The organism is Acinetobacter brisouioides (genome assembly GCF_004331075.1).
Lineage (GTDB): Bacteria > Pseudomonadota > Gammaproteobacteria > Pseudomonadales > Moraxellaceae > Acinetobacter.
Window position 1 is genome coordinate 221,768 of sequence record NZ_SJNX01000003.1, and the last position, 19,809, is coordinate 241,576.

A 19,809-nucleotide genomic window follows, 5' to 3' on the forward strand; every position below is an offset into this window, starting at 1 on the left:
CTGAGAGCTTTTTTATGGTCTAAAATTTACTTGCCTGTTTTTTGGCGAATAAACTGACGAACCTGTTTAACTTTGGCTTGTACTGGTTTTGGCAATTTCGGTGGCAATAAACGTGCAACCTTGTTAAACCAGACCAACAAGCTAAAATCACCTTCCATTTTAATAGTACCGTTTTGCATACCGGTCATAAATGCTGAAGGTTCACCTTTGATTAAGGTTTTTACAGCTTGGTTGCTATCAGCAAACTGTAAGGTAAAATCAGCAGGTTGAGGCGCGCCTACAACGGTATCAACCTTGCCATTATTGACCAGAATCTGACGGACAAAACCTGCATCGGTTGCAATCTGGATGCGAATTTGGCGATCATGCGATAATTCAATAAATTTCGGCGAGGTTTTCGCAAGCTGTTTCATTCGTAAAACCATGCTGACCACCAACAAATCCAGTGGGTCTGTACTTACATTCAGCAAAGGTAACTTTACGACAGGAATAGCAGAAAGATTCATGTGCATTTAGCCTATTGTCATTTTATTCATCTTTAAAGCATCCTATCATAACTTGCCAAATGAATAACTAAGCTTTGTATAACAATTTTTAAGAAAAAAAAGTGCATTTTTCAATGCACCCGAGTTGAGTAACTGATGATTTAAACAGCTTTATTGTTCTTCTTCATAAACGGGGGTGTGCTCAATCAACTGGCGATTGGCTAGGGCTTTTTGCGCGACATGATCTGCTCTTAATAGCAGCACGGTAATTCCCATCATGACAAGGCTAAGTGCTGTTAAATAACTATAAGTCATTGGCAAATGAAAGGCAGATTGCACACCTAAGCGGATCGCCTCAACAACGCCCCAAAACGCCATACCTGCAAACATAAACCCGAGCCAATGCCGAAAAGGTGAAAAGAAAACAGCGATAAGCGCAATGGCAATTAAGCCGATCCCCACCATAGTGGCAACATTTGCTGTTAACATAAAACCTCCGTCTATCACATTTTGTGACTGCAACACTGATCAATTTAAGCATGTTCTGGTTAAGCGCTTACGTATTCTTCAGACTACTGTGCACATGCTCATAATGGCATTATGCAAAGTTTTTTCAGAAAAAAAAGGGAGTTTTTTCAGCAAAGCGACACACTTTGTCGCCAAATACCAATGTCATTACAAAACGAGTTTTTATGAAAATTCGGTGAGTAGAGGAAATATATAGGATTGCGTGTCATTACAATGCACGTCAGACCTTTTTATGGCAAAAATAATTTTTTTTATAAAAATTTTTAATCTCTCAAAAAACGTAAATTCATTGAAATAAATATTTAATTCATATGAAAAAAGCACAATTTATAAATTGTGCTTTTTTATTTAAAAACAAAAACTTACTAAGCAGGATGCATGTCTTTATCATGTACACCCAGCAAGTACAAAACACCATCTAAACCAATGCTTGAAATTGCGTGATTAGCATTTTGGCGTACCAGTGGCTTCGCTCTAAATGCAACACCTAAACCTGCGATTGAAAGCATTGGCAAGTCATTGGCACCATCGCCCACTGCAATCGCTTGTTCAAGTGAAATGCCCATTTCATCGGCTAAGCGGCGAAGCAGTTCAGCTTTACGCGCACCATCGACAATCGTACCTTTGACTTCACCTGTCACAAAGCCATCTTGCACATCTAAAATATTGGCATGGACTTCATCAATCCCCAGCTTTTTCTGTAAATATTCAGCAAAATACTGGAAACCGCCCGATAAGATGGCTGTTCTATATCCCAAAAGCTTAAGCGTTGAGATCAGGCGTTCTGCACCTTCGGTAATGGTCAAACGCTCTGCAATTTTTGGCAACACTGAAGCATCTAAACCTTTGAGCAAGGCAACGCGGGCACGGAAACTTTGTTGAAAATCCAGTTCGCCCTGCATAGCACGTTCTGTAATTTCTGCCACTTGTGCCCCAATCCCAGCTTCACGCGCCAACTCATCAATCACTTCTTGCTCAATGAGGGTTGAGTCCATATCGAAACAGACCAAACGGCGATTTCGACGGTAAACATTATCTTCTTGTACCGCAATATCAATATTCAGTTCAGTTGATAGGTGTAGGCATGCTGCACGCATCCCTTGCGCATCGAACATTTTGCCTTTTAAACCGAACTGTACGCAGGCGCGACGATGCTCTGTATTTGGAGTATCGAGTACCAAACGCTCGGATAAACGGGTCACTGTTTCAATATTAAATCCCTGACCCGATACAATTTGCGTGACCGCTTGCAAATCTGCCGCAGTCAGTTCAGGTGCGAATGCCGTCACAATATAACGGGTTGCTCCACCTTCACTGACCCATTGATTATATTCTGCGTTAGAGATTGGTTTAAATCGCACAGTTAAGCCAATATCATGTGCTAAAATTAGAATCTCTTTCATTGCCAAAGCTGTTGCGGTCTGATCTTCAGATGCAATCACGATGCCGAGGGTCAGCTGATTATGAATCACGGCCTGACCCACATCTAAAATTTGCAATGAATGAGAGGACAAAACTTGCATCAATCGAGTGAACTGATTGGGTTGGTCGGGTCCTAAAAATGAAATAAGAATGATTTCTTGCATGGATTGACTCAGTTTGAGCTACAACTATGGTTAGAATCATAATCGAAAATGAATCGAATTGCCTTGGAAGTTTACCTTGAATGCACCTAGACAAGGGCTATTTGCTAGCCTACTGATTGTAAGTTTTGCATTGCAGACCTTTTTACTGGTCATTGCAACCACGCATCAACTCAAAGAAAATCGTGCTAGCCAAGGTCAATTGCTGACCACACAACTGGTTACGGACAGCTTGCATGAATTAGATCCAGCAAATCGCGTATCTTTAGCACTTCTAGTCGATCGCTATAAAACCAATCCAAGTATTGCCTCTATTCGCATTCTCGATGCCTCTAATCAGGTTCTGGCAACCAACGGTTTATACAAAACCCGAGAAGGTGAAGTCTTTAGCCGTGATGCGCTGCAAAATGAAAAGAAAGTCGGCAGTGTCGAAGTCACCCTCATCAAACCAAGCATTGGCGAAATTCTGCGTAGTGAATGGCTGGCTATTTTGGCCTCTTTATTACTGCATTTTGTGTTATGGATTGCTTATCGTGCCATTGCCCGCCCAAGCCGTAGTGAGTATCTGGCGCGCATTAACAAGGAAATGCACCTCAAGCATGAAATTCAGGCGCTCACTCAAGCACTTGAACAGGAAAAGCACAATAGTGCCGTGGTGATTGCACAGGCACAGCAGCAACCTAAAAAACAGGCGATTCCGAACCGACTGCTCAATACTGATAAAAATGATGTGAATCCAAACCCACATGCTTTGGCACTGAATATTCAGTTCTATGACCCAAAACAACTCTTAATTACTGTCAGTCAGTCGGTTTCTGTGCCTTACTTTAATTTGTGTCAGTTGTTTTTGAAGAAAAGTATTGATTTATGTGTCCAGCATTATCATCTTTCTCAAGCAGACATTAATGTACAACAAAGCTTCCAAGCTGATGGTGCGACCATTACCATTGATGCCGAACGTCCAAAGGCTGTCGAATGTCTGCTCATGGTTGGCATGGTCTTTCAGTTACTCTCGGACGTACTGTATAAACGCTACCGTGAAGAAAAACGCTTTGTACTGCAAACTCGCTGCGCGATTGCCAACGCAGTTGAAGACATGCAACTCAATGCAGCACAAGCAGCAGCTCGCCTGACACACAACTTAACAGCCAAAGAAAGCGCGCTGTATTTGCAAGAACAATATCTGAAACTGATCAGTGAACATTTTCAGCTCGTGGCTTTACCTAACCCAAGTAATGTACTGACTCGTCATGCTTTTATGATCAACGGCATGAACAGTGAATGTGCTGAACTGGCGCAAACATTACGTACCGAGATCTTAAAAAGTAAAAAATCACGTTCTGAAACTACTTAAATCACTGTCTAATTTTCAACCTCGCCTGAATGGCGAGGTTTTTTTATCATGATTTTGCCTTGACATCATCAGCTTTAGCAGCATTATAGAAATACACATCAGAAAAGCTGCTGTGGATCTTGAGGGAAACATAGGCAATACTGCCTAAAAATTGCTAATATAAACAATTGCGATAATCTATTGCATTGTAAATTCAGGGTTAAGGTAGGACAGGATGGCACTCAATACTGTTGAAGAGCTTGTCGAAGATATTCGTGCTGGCAAAATGGTCATCCTTATGGATGATGAAGATCGTGAAAATGAAGGCGACCTCATCATGGCAGCAACCCATGTGCGTGCCGAAGACATCAATTTCATGATTACCCATGCCCGTGGTCTCGTTTGTCTGACCTTGAGCAAAGATCGCTGTCAACAACTGAATCTACCTCTCATGGTCGATCACAATGGCGCACAGCATGGCACCAACTTTACCTTATCTATAGAAGCGGCTGATGGGATTACCACAGGCATTTCTGCGGCAGAGCGTGCGCATACCATTCGTACTGCGGTAGCGGCAGCAGCCAAACCAGCAGATATTGTACAACCTGGGCACATTTTCCCGCTCATGGCACAACCTGGTGGTGTTCTACACCGAGCAGGACATACCGAAGCAGGCTCGGATCTCTCACGTTTGGCAGGTTTAGAACCTGCATCTGTGATCTGTGAGATCATTAAAGAAGACGGCACTATGGCACGTCGTCCAGATTTAGAAATATTTGCTGAAAAACATGGCTTAAAAATTGGTACAATTGCCGACTTAATTCATTACCGTATGACCAATGAACAAACGGTCGAGCGTTTAAGCCAACAAAGCATTGAAACTGAATATGGCACATTGCAACTGTATCGTTATCAGGAGCAAGGTAGTCCAGACATTCATTTGGCTTTGGTGAAAGGTGAACCGAAACAAGGGGTCACCACCGTTCGTGTTCATGGTTTCAACCCAACGCGTGATTTATTAAAATTGAAAAAACAATCGGGCGAATCTGCATGGACAATTGACCATGCACTACAAGCGATTGCCAACAGTGAACGTGGCGTTTTGGTTTGGATTGGTCAAAAAAGCTTGCCTGACTTAGGCTCAGCTTTAGATGCATTAACTGCACCAACACCAGTCAAGTCCAACTCGGCATTGTCACATCAATATCAGACTATTGGGGTCGGTGCGCAAATTTTACGCGACCTAGGAGTAGAAAAAATGAAGCTCCTCAGTTCGCCATTACGCTTCAATGCCCTTTCTGGTTTTAACTTAGAAGTGGTGGAATATATTTCTGCCAATCAATCTTTTGGAAAATAATCGAGGTTGCTATGGCGATTCGCCGTATAGAAGGTTTATTACATCTCGCGAGCGAAGGCCGTTACGCGATTTTGGTTGCTCGTTTCAATAGCTTTGTGGTTGAACATCTGCTTGAAGGCGCGATCGACACATTAAAACGTCATGGCGTTGCAGAAGAAAATATCACCGTTATTCATGCACCAGGTGCATGGGAACTGCCTGTTGTTGCGAAAAAGCTGGCGAATTCTGCACAGTTTGATGCGATTATTGCATTAGGTGCAGTCATTCGTGGTAGCACGCCACACTTTGACTTTGTTGCGGGTGAATGTGCCAAAGGTCTAGGTGTTGTTGGTTTAGAATCAAGTTTGCCTGTCATTAATGGCGTTTTAACGACCGACAGCATTGAACAAGCCATTGAACGCTCAGGCACCAAAGCGGGCAACAAAGGCAGTGAAGCTGCTTTGACGGCTATTGAAATGGTGAATTTGTTAAAGGCAATTTAATTCATGTCACAAACTTTACAAGCAATTTATGCAGCAAAACGCAAAGCACGTCGTTTTGCTGTACAAGGCGTCTATGAATGGCAAATGAGCCATAACCCTGTTCATGAAATTGAAGCGCGTACCCGTGCTGAAAATGCCATGCACAAGGTTGACTTAAACTACTACCACGAATTATTAACCCAAATCGTGGCAGAGCATGAAACTCTGGATGAATTGCTCATTCCTGTACTTGACCGTGAAATTGATGCGCTTGACGGTGTCGAGCTCGCGACTTTACGTCTTGGTGCATACGAGTTACGCCATCATGCTGAAATTCCTTATCGTGTGGTACTTGATGAAGCTATTGAACTGGCTAAACACTTCGGTGGGGCAGACAGCCACAAATACATCAACGGTGTATTAGATCGTTTAGCACATGTGCTACGCGAAGCTGAAAAACAACAAGGTTAATTGTTGTCAAACGCTATGGCCGAATTCTCGATTATTGATCGCTATTTCAAAACTGCTGCATCTGCACAGGTCGACTTAGGTATTGGAGATGATTCGGCTATCGTTTCCCCACCCGTGGGGCAACAACTGGTCATCTGTACCGATACCCTCATCGCAGGGCGGCATTTCCCTCTTTCTACATCTGCACATGCCATCGGCTGGAAAAGCGTTGCAGTTAACCTTTCCGATCTGGCAGCCATGGGTGCAACTCCTCACAGTATCTTACTGGCGCTGAGCCTGTCTCAGGTCGACGACACTTGGTTACAGGATTTTAGCCAAGGCTTATTTGACTGCTGTGCCCCTTACCATGTCCACCTGATTGGTGGCGATACCACTCAAAGCCCGCATCTGACCATCAGTGTCACGGCTCTCGGCTGGATTCCAACCGCTCAGGGGATTACGCGTTCTGGTGCACAAGTGGGTGACTATGTGGTGGTCAGTGGACAAGTGGGCGATGCGGCATTTGCCCTACAGCATCTTGGGCATCCATTGCAACAACGCTTGGACTACCCTTCCCCACGCTGTGAACTTGGACAAAGTTTACGTGGTCTCGCATCGAGTATGATTGATGTTTCAGATGGTCTGGCTCAGGATTTAGGGCATATTCTTAAAGCCTCACATGTCGGCGCAACTTTATGGCTTGACCAACTGCCTATCGACCCTGCTTTACAAGTATTACCTTTTGCCCAGCAATGGCAATATGCACTTGCAGGTGGCGATGACTATGAGCTCTGCTTTACCATTTCTAAAGACAACTATAAGCGCCTGTGCCAACTTAACCCAGTAACGCCATTTACGATTATTGGCTGTATTCAGGCAGATTTAAGTTTAAAATTTGAATATCAGGGCGAGCCCCAATTCTTACAGCTAAGCGGATATCAACACTTTGCATAAACCACCTATTAAATTCCAAGAAATGTCTTGGTTTGATCGTTGCGTCGTGTTTTGTGGCGTAGGCTTGGGCTCAGGTCTTGCACCCAAAGCGCCTGGCACATTCGGTTCAGCCTTTGCCTTATTATTTATTCCCATTTGGCTATTTCTGGGCTTTTATGCTTCAGTACTTGCCATTATTATTATGTCCTTAGTCGGGATCTGGATTTGTGGGCATACCGCCAAAGTTATTGGCGTCCATGATGACGGGCGAATTGTTTGGGATGAATTTGCAGGGCAATCCATTACTTTATTGCCTTTAATCTTTTTTAATGTAATGCATATACAATGGGCACTGATTGGCTTTGGGTTATTCCGTCTGTTTGATATCTGGAAACCTTGGCCGATTCGTGTTGCTGACCAAAAGGTTGCAGGTGGCTTCGGTATCATGCTCGATGACATTATTGCAGGGCTTTGGGCTGCATTATGTATTACCATATATTTATTACTTTCAGGTGCTTAACGCCATTTAAGTAGGTTATTATGTCAACTACCGTGATTATTCTTGCAGCAGGTAAAGGCACGCGCATGCGCTCCAAGTTGCCAAAAGTGCTTCAACCACTCGCAGGACAACCTTTACTCGGTCATGTGATTCACACTGCTAAACAACTCCATGCTCAAAATATTATTACGATTTATGGGCATGGCGGTGATTTAGTAAAAAATTCATTCCAGCATGAACATATTCAATGGGTTGAGCAAGCCGAGCAACTTGGTACAGGTCATGCTGTTCAAGTCACTTTACCTGTATTAGCACAAGACGGTATTTCCCTCATTTTATACGGCGATGTCCCTCTAGTGCGTCAGCAGACTCTTGAGCAACTGCTTGCGGCTTCTAGTGAAACAGGCATTGGCATGATTACCCTCACGGTAGACAATCCAACAGGTTACGGGCGGATTGTACGTGACAATGGTAAAATTCAAGCCATTGTTGAACATAAAGATGCCTCGGATGAGCAACGTCAGATTCAAGAAATTAACACCGGTATTTACTGTGTTAGCAATGCCAAACTGCATGAATGGCTGCCAAAACTTTCCAACAATAACGCACAAGGCGAATATTACCTGACCGACATTGTGGCAATGGCAGTGGCTGAAGGTTTAGAAATTGCATCGATTCAGCCTGAACAAGCCTTTGAAGTTGAAGGGGTAAATGACCGTATTCAACTGGCTGCTTTAGAACGTGAATTTCAAGCACAGCAAGCTTTAGAACTGATGCGTCAGGGCGTAACGCTAACTGATCCGAAGCGTTTCGATTTGCGTGGCAGCCTAAAAGTTGGACACGATGTTCGTATCGACATTAATGTCATTATTGAAGGTGACTGTGAACTGGGCGATGGCGTTGAAATTGGTGCAGGCTGTGTGCTGAAAAATACCAAAATTGCTGCAGGGACTAAAGTTCAGCCTTACAGCATTTTCGATGGCGCAATTGTGGGCGAAGATACACAAATTGGTCCATTTGCCCGTTTACGTCCAGGTGCAAAACTCGCCAATGAAGTCCACATCGGTAACTTTGTTGAAGTCAAAAATACAAGTATTGGTTTAGGCTCTAAAGCCAATCACTTTACCTATTTAGGCGATGCTGAAGTAGGTGCCGGTTCAAACATCGGCGCAGGTACAATTACCTGTAACTACGATGGCGCAAACAAACACAAAACCATGATTGGCGATGCCGTATTTATTGGTTCAAACAGCTCACTGGTCGCTCCTGTCAAAGTCGGCAGTGGTGCAACCGTGGGTGCAGGTTCTGTAATTACTCGTGATGTTGCGGAAAATGCGCTGGCATTTGAACGCGCTCAGCAAGTCGAAAAAGCAAATTATCAACGTCCTCAAAAGACTAAGAAATAAAAGGTAAATTCTATGTGTGGTATTGTTGGTGGCGTTGCAGAACGAAATATCAGCGAGATTTTAATCGAAGGTCTCAAGCGTCTTGAATACCGTGGTTACGACTCGGCAGGACTGGCACTCATTAATCATGGACAAGTGCTTCGTGAGCGTCGTGTAGGTAAAGTGGTCAATCTTGAAGAAGCGGTTAAAACCCATCAAGTTGCAGGGACGTTGGGGATTGCGCATACGCGCTGGGCAACTCACGGTAAACCGACTGAAACCAATGCCCATCCGCATATTTCAGGCAAAGTGGCTGTAGTACATAACGGCATTATTGAAAACTATGCTGAACTGAAAGCCGATTTGCAGGCACAAGGTTATGTGTTTAGCTCTCAAACTGATACTGAAGTAGTCGCGCACTTGGTGGCTGAAGCTCTAAAAACTGCCGATTCATTGTTAGTTGCGGTACAAAGCATTGTGTCAAAACTCAAAGGTGCCTATGCACTGGGGATTGTACATGCAGACTACCCAGATGAACTGATTACCGTACGTGAAGGCTCTCCACTGGTGATTGGTGTCGGGATTGGGGAAAACTTTATTGGTTCAGACCAGTTGGCATTGTTACCGATTACCAACCGCTTTATTTACCTTGAAGAAGGTGATATTGCCCGCCTAACACGCACCAGCATTGAAATTTATGCGCATGGTACTCAAGCCATTCAACGTCCTGTGAAAGAGCTTGATGCAACGGTGAGTAATTCATCTAAAGGTGAATACAAGCACTACATGCTCAAAGAAATTTATGAGCAACCTGAAGCCCTACAGCAAACTATTTCTCAAGCGCTTAATGGCAATGCTTTACGTGAAGATTTCCTTGCTGATGCAGAAATCAACTTTAGTAATATTGAGCAAATTCAGATTATTGCCTGTGGTACCAGTTACCACGCAGGGATGATTGCCAAATACTGGGCAGAACAACTGATTGATGTGCCTTGCCAAGTGGAAATTGCCAGTGAATTCCGCTATCGCTCGCCTGTGATTATTAACCGTACTTTGTACGTGTGTATTTCTCAGTCTGGTGAAACTGCCGATACGCTTGCTGCACTACGCGACACGCAAAAACGTGCTGCAGCTAAAGGCTTAAGTATTGCCACCATGACCATCTGTAACGTTGCTACTTCATCAATGGTACGTGAAACTGATCATCATTTATTGACGTTGGCAGGCCCTGAAATTGGTGTGGCTTCGACCAAGGCATTTACCACGCAGTTGGCAGCATTAATGCTGTTATTACTAAAAATTGGTCAGGTCAAACAGCGTATTTCTGCCGAGCAGATGACTGAAATTACACATGCGCTTTGGCATTGCCCGAAAGTTATCCTAGATACTTTACAGCACAATGCTGAAATTCTGCGCTTGTCTGAGTTATTTGTTGAAAAGCAGCACTGTCTGTTCTTGGGTCGCGGGACTCATTTCCCAATTGCCTTGGAAGGTGCTTTAAAACTTAAAGAGATTTCCTATATTCATGCTGAAGGCTATGCAGCAGGCGAATTAAAACATGGTCCACTGGCACTGGTTGACAACGATATGCCTGTCGTCATTCTTGCACCAAAAGATGATATGCTCGACAAACTCAAATCCAATATGGAAGAAGTTCAAGCACGTGGTGGTGAGCTGTTTATTTTTGCCGATGAACAAAGTGGCATTGCTGAAAAAGACCGTCAACATGTGGTCAATATTCCAAGTGTCAGCACATGGCTAGCACCAATTGTTTACAGTGTACCTGTACAATTATTGTCTTACCATGTTGCAGTACTTCGTGGTACAGACGTAGACCAACCACGTAACTTAGCGAAGTCAGTGACTGTAGAATAAGTTTTAAAAAAAAAAATCGAAAAATGTATGAGAGTAATAAAGTACTTTCATACAAAAAATTCTCTCTAACAATACGTTGTGAGCAAACAGCCAGTGATTTTTAAATCACTGGCTGTTTTTGTTTATGTTCAAAATAAAATTTTTTTAGCCACCCTGATATTTTTTTAGTTTTACAGCTTTAAAAGCCTTTAAAAATCATAATGCTGATAATTTAATTTTCACTGAGTTGATCATGTCGGCATTTTTTTATGGTCTGGGTACAGGGTTTTCTTTGCTGCTCGCGATTGGCGCACAAAATGCGTTTGTCCTCAAACAAGGGCTCAAACAACAATATCTATTTGGAGTTGCATTCGTGTGTGCCCTCTCCGATTCTATTTTGATTTTTCTTGGCGTGACGGGTTTTTCACATGTGATTGTTCAATTTCCACAAATCCCAACTATTGCCCAATACGTTGGGGCAGTGTTTTTATTTGGCTATGGCTTACGCAGTTTTTATCAAGCCATTTATAGCGATGCTACCTTGGCTCCAAGTCAGCATGAGCCTGAAAGTCGGTTAAAAATTATTGGGATATGCTTGGCATTGACATGGCTTAACCCACATGTGTATTTAGATACATTATTGCTAGTCGGTTCTATTTCTACTCAATTTGCACCTAAAATTGATTTATTTGCCAGCGGTGCAATCCTCGCATCGTGGCTGTTTTTCTTTAGTCTGGCTTATGGCGCCAAAATATTACTGCCTGTATTTCAGCGCCCTCAGTCATGGAAAATTCTGGATGCTGTCATTGGCTGTATCATGTGGGGAATTGCATTGCACTTAGTCACGGGCTAAAACCACAAAATTAGCCGCACATTCTGGCAATGTGCAGTTTTTTTTTAAATCGCCATTTCCACTATGACGATGCTTTTCCAAATGGCGATCACGTTCATAACAACAAAAAAAATTTGATCTGGTATTTGGGTATGCATCATCATAACTTTTCAACCTTTAAGGTATTTATAACTTTATCTAAACAATTATTATGATTTAAATTTATCTATATTTTTCATAAATTTATATAAAATTTTAATCAATAATTGAAAAAATTGAATATTTTAAGAAATTAATCAAAATATAAGCAATTGAATATATTTATTTTTTTATAAAAATCAGTTTAACCAATTATATTAAAAAAAACTTTCTATTAATATATCTACACAATTGTTATACTAAAGTATTATTTTGTTCAATTTTTTTAGCTTTCTAAATCACCAGTTTTATTTTTTTAGCGTCTTTTGAACATTTTTTACATAGATCTTTTTGCCATTTTTTTGGCAAGTCATTTCATTTTTAAGGTCAATTGAATGCGTAATTTTTTAAAAGCATTACTCATACTGCTTTTGGTATTCATCATTCTTGCTGTGATATTCTTATTTAGACCAGTTGTGTCTAAAAAAATTAATACAACTCAAGGTGAACCTGTTGTTGATGTCGTACTGATTGGCGGCGGGATCATGAGTGCAACACTTGGGACTTATCTGAATGAGTTACAGCCAAACTGGCAAATCCGCATGTATGAGCGCCTCGACAATGTTGCTCAGGAAAGCTCTAACGGCTTTAACAATGCAGGTACAGGTCACTCAGGCTTCATGGAAATGAACTATACCGAAGAAAAAGACGGTAAAATGGACATTTCTAAAGCAGAAAAAGTCGCGTCTCAGTTTGAAGTCGCAAAACAGTTTTGGGCATACCAAGTCAAACAAGGCGTTTTGGGCACACCAACCAGCTTTATTAATCCTGTACCCCACCACGCTTTTGTGATGGATGACAACGTTCAATTCCTTGAAAAACGTTATGCAGCCATGATCAAAAGCCCATTCTTCCAAGGCATGAAATTTACTGAAGACCCAAATCAGATTAAGCAATGGGCACCTTTAGTCATGGAAGGGCGTGATCCGAAACAGAAAGTTGCGGCAACCCGTATGGAAATTGGTTCTGATGTGAACTACGGTTCAATCACACGCCAATTGGTCGGTAATTTGGAAAAATCGTCAAACTTCAAGTTGCAAACATCGACTGAAGTGACTGGCATTAGCCAAAACGATGACAAAACTTGGTCTGTTGCATTTAAAGATTTAAAAACAGGCAAAGTCGACCATGTCAAAACTCGCTTTGTGTTTATTGGTGCAGGCGGCGCGGCCATTAAGATGTTGCAAATGACAGGTTTACCAGAAGCGAAACAATATGCTGGTTTCCCTGTTGGCGGTGAATTCCTGATTACAGACAATCCAAAAGTTGCAGCACAACATACGGCGAAATTGTATGGTCGCGCAGATTTTGGCGCGCCACCAATGTCCGTACCACATATCGATACTCGTTATATTGATGGTAAGAAATATGTGTTGTTTGGCCCATTTGCAACTTACTCAAACAAGTTCCTGAAAAATGGTTCACAGCTTGATTTGATTGCCAATACCAACAAAAACAACGTTTTGCCAATGACTGCAATTGGTATGAAAAACATGGACTTGGTGAAATATCTGATTAGCCAAGTGATGATGTCGGACGAAGACCGTTTCCGTGAATTGAAACGCTACTATCCAAATGCCAACCCGAAAGACTGGCACTTGAGCCAAGGTGGTCAGCGCGTACAGATCATTAAGAAAGAACCAGGCAAACCTGCAAAATTGCAGTTTGGGACTGAAGTCTTTGTTTCCAAAGACCACGCTATTGCAGCATTAATGGGCGCATCTCCAGGTGCATCTACTTCTCCATACATCATTTTGAATGTTCTGGAAAAAGCATTCCCGACACAAACCAAAGGTGAATGGAACGGCAAGTTGCATGAAATTATCCGTTCTTATCAACAGGACTTGGGTGAAAACCCAGCCTTGTTAGATCAGGTACGTCAATACACCAGTTCAACACTGGGCTTACATTACACGCCTGTTGCACAACAAGCGCACAAGTAATTTAAATCATTAAAAGCAGAAGGGATGAAGCCATTCATCCCTTTTGTCATTTTTAAGCCCTAACCTATTTTTTGATTTTCAAGATCTCTAATGTCTGACACGATTTCACCTTTTGCTGCCCTGACTTGTCGCGATTTCTCGTTGCTGACGCTGAATCAGTGCTGCCTGACGCTGGCGATTTTGATTCAGGAAGTAGTGCTGGGTTTTTATCTATATCAACTGACCCACAACCCGATTATGCTGGGTTTGGTCGGCTTGGCAGAGTTTGCTCCCTTTGTGCTGCTATCATTTTGGGGCGGTTATATTGCAGACCGTTTTAACCGACAACGTATTTTACAACTCAGTTTTAGCAGTTCGATTCCTTTATCGGCTCTGCTGTGGCTGTGTTTTTCAAGCCATCAACAACAGCTTTTATCCGATACACTGTTTTTAGTGGGTGTTTACGGGATCATCTTTTTATTTGGCTGTATTCGGGGGATTTATAGCCCATGTTTTAATTCGCTGCGTCCATTTCTGGTTCCCGAAAAACTGTACAGCAATGCTGCAACATGGACAGCACTCTGCTGGCAAATCAATGCGGTGCTTGCTCCTGTTTTGGCTGGACTACTGCTGGCGCATGCAGGTTTAAATACAACTTTTATGCTGATTGTACTGCTATTTATGCTCGGTAGTCTGGCACTTTGGCGACTCAAAGCGCGAGATTTTCCACCACTTGCCAATGGCTCAGTCTGGTCGAGTCTAAAAGATGCTGCGACATTTTTACTGCAAAGTCGGGTGCTGTTCTGGGCGATGTTGCTGGATGTCAGCTCGGTATTTTTTGGTGGTGTAATTGCACTGCTGCCGATGTTTTCTCAAGATGTGCTGCGTCTTGATGCGGACGGTTTTGGTCTGCTGCGTGCCGCACCTGCCTGTGGCTCATTGCTGATGATGAGCGTGTTAGTGAAATTTCCACCTCAACAGCAACTTTGGCAAAAAATGCTGTATGCCGTTGCGGGTTTTGCTTGCTGTAGTTTTACCTTTGCGCTCAGTCGACATTTATACCTTGCAGTGCTGATCTTGCTGCTGATGGGTGCATGTGACAGTTATAGCATTGTGATTCGGCAGACTTTACTGCAGCTCATCCCACCCAAAGCCATGCTGGGGCGGGTTGCCGCAATTAACGGTATTTTTGTGACCTCAGGCAATCAACTCGGTGCATTACAGTCCTGTATTCTGGCGCGTTTACTTGGGGTTATTCCTGCAATACTACTCGGTTCAAGTTTGTCTTTATTGACGGTGATTCTAAGTTATCGACAAACCCGTGATCAGACCTCTGATCGTTCTTTTTCCAATAAAACTTAAATGTATTTGCCGTCTATGTCTTGGTCAAAATTGAGCCTCTATCTTCTATATAGTTTATTTGGCTTGGCGATTTTACACGCCTGCTATATTGCAATTTTAGGTGGCACGGCGATTTTCTTTTGGCTCGACCTCAGCTTGGTTGTGGTTTATCAATTGCAACTCAAACAAAGTTTGTTACGCAGTTGTAGCTTACTGATTTTACCGATTTGTCTGTTGTTATCGCTGTATCTGCATTTGTCTTTTATTGGCTTGTTGTTACCGCATTTGAGTTTGTCCGCCTATTATTTTTGTCGTCGTTCTAAACAGCTCAATGAATGTCAACATTTACTCTTGGCGAGCCTGCTGAGTGTATGTTTGCTGATTTTTTTGAGCGTGCAAATCACCTATTTGCACCACCTGCAACAGCACTATGCTTCATTTCATACAGATGAGTCATGGCAACAGTTTGGCACTTTATAAATGGTTAAGAATATCTGCTCAGCTTCATGATTTTACTGAATATGATTATCAGAAACTCCATTAACCGACAAATAAGCTTTTGCGTATACTAGAGCGCTTTTCGTAAAACTTTAGAAGAATTGTATGATGAAAATTTTAGATGGTGGTGTAGGACGTGAATTGGCGCGTCGTGGTGCACCATTTCGTCAACCAGAGTGGTCTGCACTTGCCCTTTGGGAAGCTCCCGAAATTGTCAAAGATGTACATCTCGACTTTATTCAGTCAGGTGCAGAAGTCATTACTACCAATAACTATGCAGTTGTTCCTTTTCATATTGGTCAGGAACGTTTTGATGCTGAAGTTCGTCAACTGGTTCAAGTCGCGGTTGATCAGGCCAAACAGGCGGTTCAAGAAAGTGGTCGCAATGTCCAGATCGCAGGTTGCTTGCCACCATTATTTGGTTCGTACCGCGCCGATTTATTTCAAGAAGATCATGTGCGTGAACTGGCTTTGCCGATTATTGAAACATTGGCAGATCAAGTTGATTTTTGGTTGGCTGAAACTCAATCCAGCCTGAAAGAAGTGGAAATGGTACACAACCTCCTTCCAAAAGATGGCAAAGCGTACTGGGTTTCTTTCACCTTGCAAGATGTGCTGCAACAAGACCGTGCTTCCTTGCGTTCGGGTGAAAACCTTGCACAAGCGGTTGAAGTAATTCGTCGCATTGGAGCAGAAGCCGTACTATTTAACTGCTGTCAGCCTGAAGTGATTTTGCAAGCCATTCAGGAAATCAAACAACTTGCCCCCGAGTTGACCATTGGTGCTTATGCCAATGCTTTCCCGCCACAAGATGAATCTGCCACTGCCAACGATGGCTTGGATGAAGTGCGTCAAGATCTTGACCCAACGGCATATTTGGGTTTTGCCAAACAATGGCAAGATGCAGGCGCATCTTTAATTGGTGGTTGCTGTGGCATTACCCCTGCGCACATTGTCGAGCTTTCTGCATTTTTTAAAGAATAATTATCATGTCTTCTGCAAAAATTGGTTTACTATCGCTGACCGCGCTGGTATTTAGCTCCATGGTCGGCTCTGGGGTATTTAGCTTACCGCAGAACATGGCAGCTGTCGCCAATGGTTCAGCCCTGCTGATTGCATGGTTGATCACAGGGGTCGGCATTTTATTCTTAGCATTTTCGCTGTTGTATTTATCGCGTCAATACCCTGAACTAGACGGCGGAATTTATAATTATGCCCGTGCAGGTTTTGGCGAACTGATTGGCTTCTGCTCTGCATGGGGCTACTGGCTGTGTACCACGATTGGCATTGTCGGTTATGTAGTGATTGTATTTTCAAGTCTCGGCACATTCGTGGATAGCAAAGAGCATGTGATCTTTGGCGACGGCAATACCATTTATGCCCTGATTGGTTCATCAGTCTTTGTTTGGTTGGTGCATTGGCTAGTCAGTCGCGGCATTAAAGAAGCGGCAGTGGTCAACTTGATCGCCACAATTGCTAAGATTGTGCCGATGGTGGTATTTATTGCCTGTAGTTTGGTCGCATTTAAACTGGATTTATTCACACTCAATTTGAATGACTTCTCCTTAAAAATGCCACTTTGGAAACAAGTCAAAGACCTGATGCTGATTACCTTATGGGTATTTACAGGGATTGAAGGTGCGGTCGTGCTGTCTTCTCGGGCGCGTAACCGTAATGACATTGGTAAAGCGACTGTTTTCGGGGTGTTATTGGCACTGGCTTTTTATATAATGGTGACCATCTTATCGTATGGCGTAGCGAGCCGTGCCGAGATTGCAGGTATGCATAACCCGTCTATGGCGACTATTTTGACCCAGTTGATTGGTTTACCAGGCACGATTGTGATTACCGTCGGTCTGATGATTTCGGTGGCATCCTCTTATTTAAGCTGGACATTGTTCGCTACGGAAATCCCGTTCTTGGCTGCGAAGAATGGCGCTTTCCCTGCAACCTTCCTCAAGACCAATCAAAATAACGTGCCGATTTCATCGCTGTGGCTAACTTCGATTGTGGTACAAGCTGCACTGATTGGCGTGTATTTTTTCAATAAAAACTACACATGGTTATTGATGATCTCTTCTGTCATGATTCTGTTGCCGTATTTGTTGGTTTCGGCTTTTTATCTAAAAGAATCAGGCAAAAATAAACAGCCTAAACATATCCTGATTGCCTTGGTTGCTACCATGTATGCAGTATGGTTATTGTATGCGGCAGATCTATCATTGCTGTGGGATTCGGTACAACTGTACACGGTTGGCTTAATGATTTTCATCTATAGCTATGTAAAACATAAAAAACGTCTTAGCGCTGATGACCAATCATTCACATAAATTAATCCCTGACATAAAAAACGGCTCTGATGAGCCGTTTTTTTATCTGCCAAAAATCATCTTATTTGTAAGATGCTTCATAGGCTTTTGCTTTGTCTTCGTCAAATTGCTTCTGCCATTTACTGATGACCAGTACAGCCAAGGCATTACCCACCACGTTCAATGCAGTACGTGCCATGTCTAAAATACGGTCAACACCTGCGATAAACGCCAGACCTTCCAGTGGAATACCCACTGAACCCAAAGTCGCTAGTAGCACCACGAAAGATACGCCAGGAACACCTGCAATCCCTTTTGATGTCACCATGAGGGTCAAGACCAACACGATTTCTTGAGTGATCGACAAGTCAATGCCGTAAAGCTGAGCAATAAAGATTGCTGCGATACTTTGATACAGTGTAGAACCATCAAGGTTGAATGAATAACCTGTCGGTACCACAAAGCTCGCAATGGCTTTTGGTGCACCGTAAGCTTCCATTTTTTCCATGATACGTGGCAAAACGGTTTCAGAACTTGCAGTTGAGTACGCCAAAATCAATTCGTCTTTGAGAATCTTGATCAGGGTAAAAATGTTCAGACCACAAATTTTTGCCACCAGACCGAGTACACCGATCCCGAAGAACAAAATTGCGCCATAAACCAAAATCACCAGTTTTGCCAAAGGCACTAAAGATGCAAAACCAAAAGTTGCCACAGTCGCTGTAATCAGTGCAAATACACCCACAGGCGCATATAGCATGATCATGTGCGTGACTTTAAACATCGATTCAGAAACCGCTTTCAACACATTCAGTAATGGTTGTTTGGTTTCTACAGGAAGAGCCGCTAAACCAATCCCGAACATCACCGAGAAGAAAATAATCGGTAACATCTGCCCACTTGCCATCGCACTGAAGATGTTCGATGGAATCAGGGACAAGATCGTTTGCATCAAACCATGAGACTGCGATTTTACTTCTTCAGTCGTATGTTCATATTGGGAAATATCCACTTTATGAAGCAACGACATGTCAACGCCTGTACCAGGATGGAAGACATTGGCACACACAATACCGACAACAATGGCAATTGTTGTAATAATTTCAAAGTAAACAATGGTTTTTACACCCAAGATCCCAAGCTTTTTGGAATCTCCAACCCCGGCAATACCCAAGATTAAAGTTGAAATCACAATCGGCACAACGATCATCTTGATCAAGTTAATAAAAATTTGACCGGCTGGTTTCAAAAAGTTATTCACAACATTTTGCTGAATATCGGGTTGGTTGTGTAAAATTGTTCCCACAACGATACCCAAAATCAATGCAATTAAGATTTGCCAAGCAAGACTAATCTTGAATTTGTTCATAGGCTGAGACCTTATACGATCCAGTTAGTTGTCCACAGTAATGGGCAGACATTAACGACGGAAGATGGAAAAGAATAAAGCATATAAGTCGAAATCCAATTTCGAGGCCGCTCCAAAATGCGACTACTCTACTCATGGGTTATTCTCTCGTCAACATAAAAAATTTACAAACAACGAACAAAAAAATCTAAAAATACAAATCTTCATTTAATTCAAAATCTTATTTTTACTTTTAAATTTATTTTTTATTAAGAATTTATTAACAATTCATTAAAACATCTTACTCTATATGAATAAAATACAAGAAATATAACTATAAGTTATTATTTTTCATATATTTAATTTCTATTTTTTTATAAAAAACCTCAATATTAATTGGAAAAATGTCTAATTGCTTAAAATGCCAATTTATGCTTTAAAAGTTCATGGTTTCGAGGTCATCTGTTGTATTCATACGTATAAACATATCCCT

Annotated in this window: 18 protein-coding genes; 14 read left to right on the forward strand and 4 right to left on the reverse strand. The window is 42.4% G+C overall.

The window, feature by feature from the left end; all coding sequences use genetic code 11:
• Positions 1-26: 26 nt before the first annotated feature.
• From E0H77_RS06060 to serB, 3 genes are all read right to left on the reverse strand, one after another.
• On the reverse strand, positions 27-506 hold the full coding sequence (locus tag E0H77_RS06060; protein WP_131375826.1) for an SCP2 sterol-binding domain-containing protein: 480 nt from the start codon (positions 504-506) through the stop codon (positions 27-29).
• A 150-nt stretch (positions 507-656) separates the two neighbouring features.
• Positions 657-974, reverse strand: coding sequence for an AciT family ciprofloxacin tolerance protein (aciT, locus tag E0H77_RS06065; RefSeq protein ID WP_131375828.1), 318 nt, complete (start codon positions 972-974; stop codon positions 657-659).
• A 404-nt stretch (positions 975-1,378) separates the two neighbouring features.
• Positions 1,379-2,599, reverse strand: a complete 1,221-nt coding sequence (gene serB / locus E0H77_RS06070) for a phosphoserine phosphatase SerB (RefSeq protein WP_131375830.1) — start codon at positions 2,597-2,599, stop codon at positions 1,379-1,381.
• 76 nt (positions 2,600-2,675) lie between these two features.
• Between serB and E0H77_RS06075 the strand changes: the two genes are divergently transcribed.
• From E0H77_RS06075 to E0H77_RS06140, 14 genes are all read left to right on the forward strand, one after another.
• Positions 2,676-3,950 carry a hypothetical protein gene (locus E0H77_RS06075; protein WP_131375832.1) on the forward strand — a complete coding sequence of 425 codons (1,275 nt, stop codon included), beginning with the start codon at positions 2,676-2,678 and terminating at the stop codon, positions 3,948-3,950.
• Positions 3,951-4,164: 214 nt separating this feature from the next.
• Positions 4,165-5,286 (forward strand): bifunctional 3,4-dihydroxy-2-butanone-4-phosphate synthase/GTP cyclohydrolase II, encoded by a 1,122-nt coding sequence (gene ribBA, locus E0H77_RS06080; RefSeq protein ID WP_131375834.1) that lies wholly within the window; start codon positions 4,165-4,167, stop codon positions 5,284-5,286.
• An 11-nt stretch (positions 5,287-5,297) separates the two neighbouring features.
• A complete protein-coding gene (ribH, locus tag E0H77_RS06085) occupies positions 5,298-5,768 on the forward strand; it encodes a 6,7-dimethyl-8-ribityllumazine synthase (protein WP_004750191.1) in 471 nt (156 codons plus the stop codon).
• Positions 5,769-5,771: 3 nt separating this feature from the next.
• Positions 5,772-6,218 carry a transcription antitermination factor NusB gene (nusB, locus tag E0H77_RS06090; protein WP_004750194.1) on the forward strand — a complete coding sequence of 149 codons (447 nt, stop codon included), beginning with the start codon at positions 5,772-5,774 and terminating at the stop codon, positions 6,216-6,218.
• A gap of 15 nt (positions 6,219-6,233) precedes the next feature.
• Complete coding sequence (gene thiL / locus E0H77_RS06095; RefSeq protein WP_131375940.1) at positions 6,234-7,151, forward strand: thiamine-phosphate kinase; 918 nt, start codon at positions 6,234-6,236, stop codon at positions 7,149-7,151.
• Between the two features lie 22 nt (positions 7,152-7,173).
• Positions 7,174-7,650 carry a phosphatidylglycerophosphatase A family protein gene (locus E0H77_RS06100; protein ID WP_004902825.1) on the forward strand — a complete coding sequence of 159 codons (477 nt, stop codon included), beginning with the start codon at positions 7,174-7,176 and terminating at the stop codon, positions 7,648-7,650.
• 20 nt (positions 7,651-7,670) lie between these two features.
• Complete coding sequence (gene glmU, locus E0H77_RS06105) at positions 7,671-9,035, forward strand: bifunctional UDP-N-acetylglucosamine diphosphorylase/glucosamine-1-phosphate N-acetyltransferase GlmU (protein WP_131375836.1); 1,365 nt, start codon at positions 7,671-7,673, stop codon at positions 9,033-9,035.
• Between the two features lie 12 nt (positions 9,036-9,047).
• Positions 9,048-10,889, forward strand: a complete 1,842-nt coding sequence (gene glmS / locus E0H77_RS06110; protein ID WP_131375837.1) for a glutamine--fructose-6-phosphate transaminase (isomerizing) — start codon at positions 9,048-9,050, stop codon at positions 10,887-10,889.
• A 232-nt stretch (positions 10,890-11,121) separates the two neighbouring features.
• Entirely contained in the window at positions 11,122-11,721 is a 600-nt protein-coding gene (locus tag E0H77_RS06115) for a LysE/ArgO family amino acid transporter (RefSeq protein ID WP_131375839.1), read from the forward strand.
• A 512-nt stretch (positions 11,722-12,233) separates the two neighbouring features.
• A complete protein-coding gene (mqo, locus tag E0H77_RS06120) occupies positions 12,234-13,841 on the forward strand; it encodes a malate dehydrogenase (quinone) (protein WP_131375841.1) in 1,608 nt (535 codons plus the stop codon).
• Between the two features lie 90 nt (positions 13,842-13,931).
• Positions 13,932-15,182, forward strand: coding sequence for an MFS transporter (locus E0H77_RS06125; protein ID WP_131375843.1), 1,251 nt, complete (start codon positions 13,932-13,934; stop codon positions 15,180-15,182).
• Between the two features lie 15 nt (positions 15,183-15,197).
• Complete coding sequence (locus E0H77_RS06130; RefSeq protein ID WP_131375845.1) at positions 15,198-15,641, forward strand: hypothetical protein; 444 nt, start codon at positions 15,198-15,200, stop codon at positions 15,639-15,641.
• Positions 15,642-15,767: 126 nt separating this feature from the next.
• Entirely contained in the window at positions 15,768-16,643 is an 876-nt protein-coding gene (locus tag E0H77_RS06135) for a homocysteine S-methyltransferase family protein (RefSeq protein WP_131375943.1), read from the forward strand.
• A gap of 5 nt (positions 16,644-16,648) precedes the next feature.
• The gene (locus E0H77_RS06140) at positions 16,649-17,989 is read left to right on the forward strand and encodes a basic amino acid/polyamine antiporter (protein ID WP_131375847.1); all 1,341 of its coding nucleotides are present in this window, start codon (positions 16,649-16,651) and stop codon (positions 17,987-17,989) included.
• A 61-nt stretch (positions 17,990-18,050) separates the two neighbouring features.
• Here the strand turns inward: E0H77_RS06140 and gltP are convergent, their stop codons facing one another.
• Positions 18,051-19,337, reverse strand: a complete 1,287-nt coding sequence (gene gltP, locus E0H77_RS06145) for a glutamate/aspartate:proton symporter GltP (RefSeq protein WP_131375849.1) — start codon at positions 19,335-19,337, stop codon at positions 18,051-18,053.
• Positions 19,338-19,809: the final 472 nt, after the last annotated feature.

Coding starts and splice junctions, on each gene's coding strand:
- E0H77_RS06060 (WP_131375826.1), bottom strand. CDS start 506: ATGAATCTTTCTGCTATTCCTGTCGTAAAGTTACCTTTGCTGAATGTA.
- aciT (WP_131375828.1), bottom strand. CDS start 974: ATGTTAACAGCAAATGTTGCCACTATGGTGGGGATCGGCTTAATTGCC.
- serB (WP_131375830.1), bottom strand. CDS start 2,599: ATGCAAGAAATCATTCTTATTTCATTTTTAGGACCCGACCAACCCAAT.
- ribBA (WP_131375834.1), top strand. CDS start 4,165: ATGGCACTCAATACTGTTGAAGAGCTTGTCGAAGATATTCGTGCTGGC.
- ribH (WP_004750191.1), top strand. CDS start 5,298: ATGGCGATTCGCCGTATAGAAGGTTTATTACATCTCGCGAGCGAAGGC.
- nusB (WP_004750194.1), top strand. CDS start 5,772: ATGTCACAAACTTTACAAGCAATTTATGCAGCAAAACGCAAAGCACGT.
- thiL (WP_131375940.1), top strand. CDS start 6,234: ATGGCCGAATTCTCGATTATTGATCGCTATTTCAAAACTGCTGCATCT.
- E0H77_RS06100 (WP_004902825.1), top strand. CDS start 7,174: ATGTCTTGGTTTGATCGTTGCGTCGTGTTTTGTGGCGTAGGCTTGGGC.
- glmU (WP_131375836.1), top strand. CDS start 7,671: ATGTCAACTACCGTGATTATTCTTGCAGCAGGTAAAGGCACGCGCATG.
- glmS (WP_131375837.1), top strand. CDS start 9,048: ATGTGTGGTATTGTTGGTGGCGTTGCAGAACGAAATATCAGCGAGATT.
- E0H77_RS06115 (WP_131375839.1), top strand. CDS start 11,122: ATGTCGGCATTTTTTTATGGTCTGGGTACAGGGTTTTCTTTGCTGCTC.
- mqo (WP_131375841.1), top strand. CDS start 12,234: ATGCGTAATTTTTTAAAAGCATTACTCATACTGCTTTTGGTATTCATC.
- E0H77_RS06125 (WP_131375843.1), top strand. CDS start 13,932: ATGTCTGACACGATTTCACCTTTTGCTGCCCTGACTTGTCGCGATTTC.
- E0H77_RS06130 (WP_131375845.1), top strand. CDS start 15,198: ATGTCTTGGTCAAAATTGAGCCTCTATCTTCTATATAGTTTATTTGGC.
- E0H77_RS06135 (WP_131375943.1), top strand. CDS start 15,768: ATGAAAATTTTAGATGGTGGTGTAGGACGTGAATTGGCGCGTCGTGGT.
- E0H77_RS06140 (WP_131375847.1), top strand. CDS start 16,649: ATGTCTTCTGCAAAAATTGGTTTACTATCGCTGACCGCGCTGGTATTT.
- gltP (WP_131375849.1), bottom strand. CDS start 19,337: ATGAACAAATTCAAGATTAGTCTTGCTTGGCAAATCTTAATTGCATTG.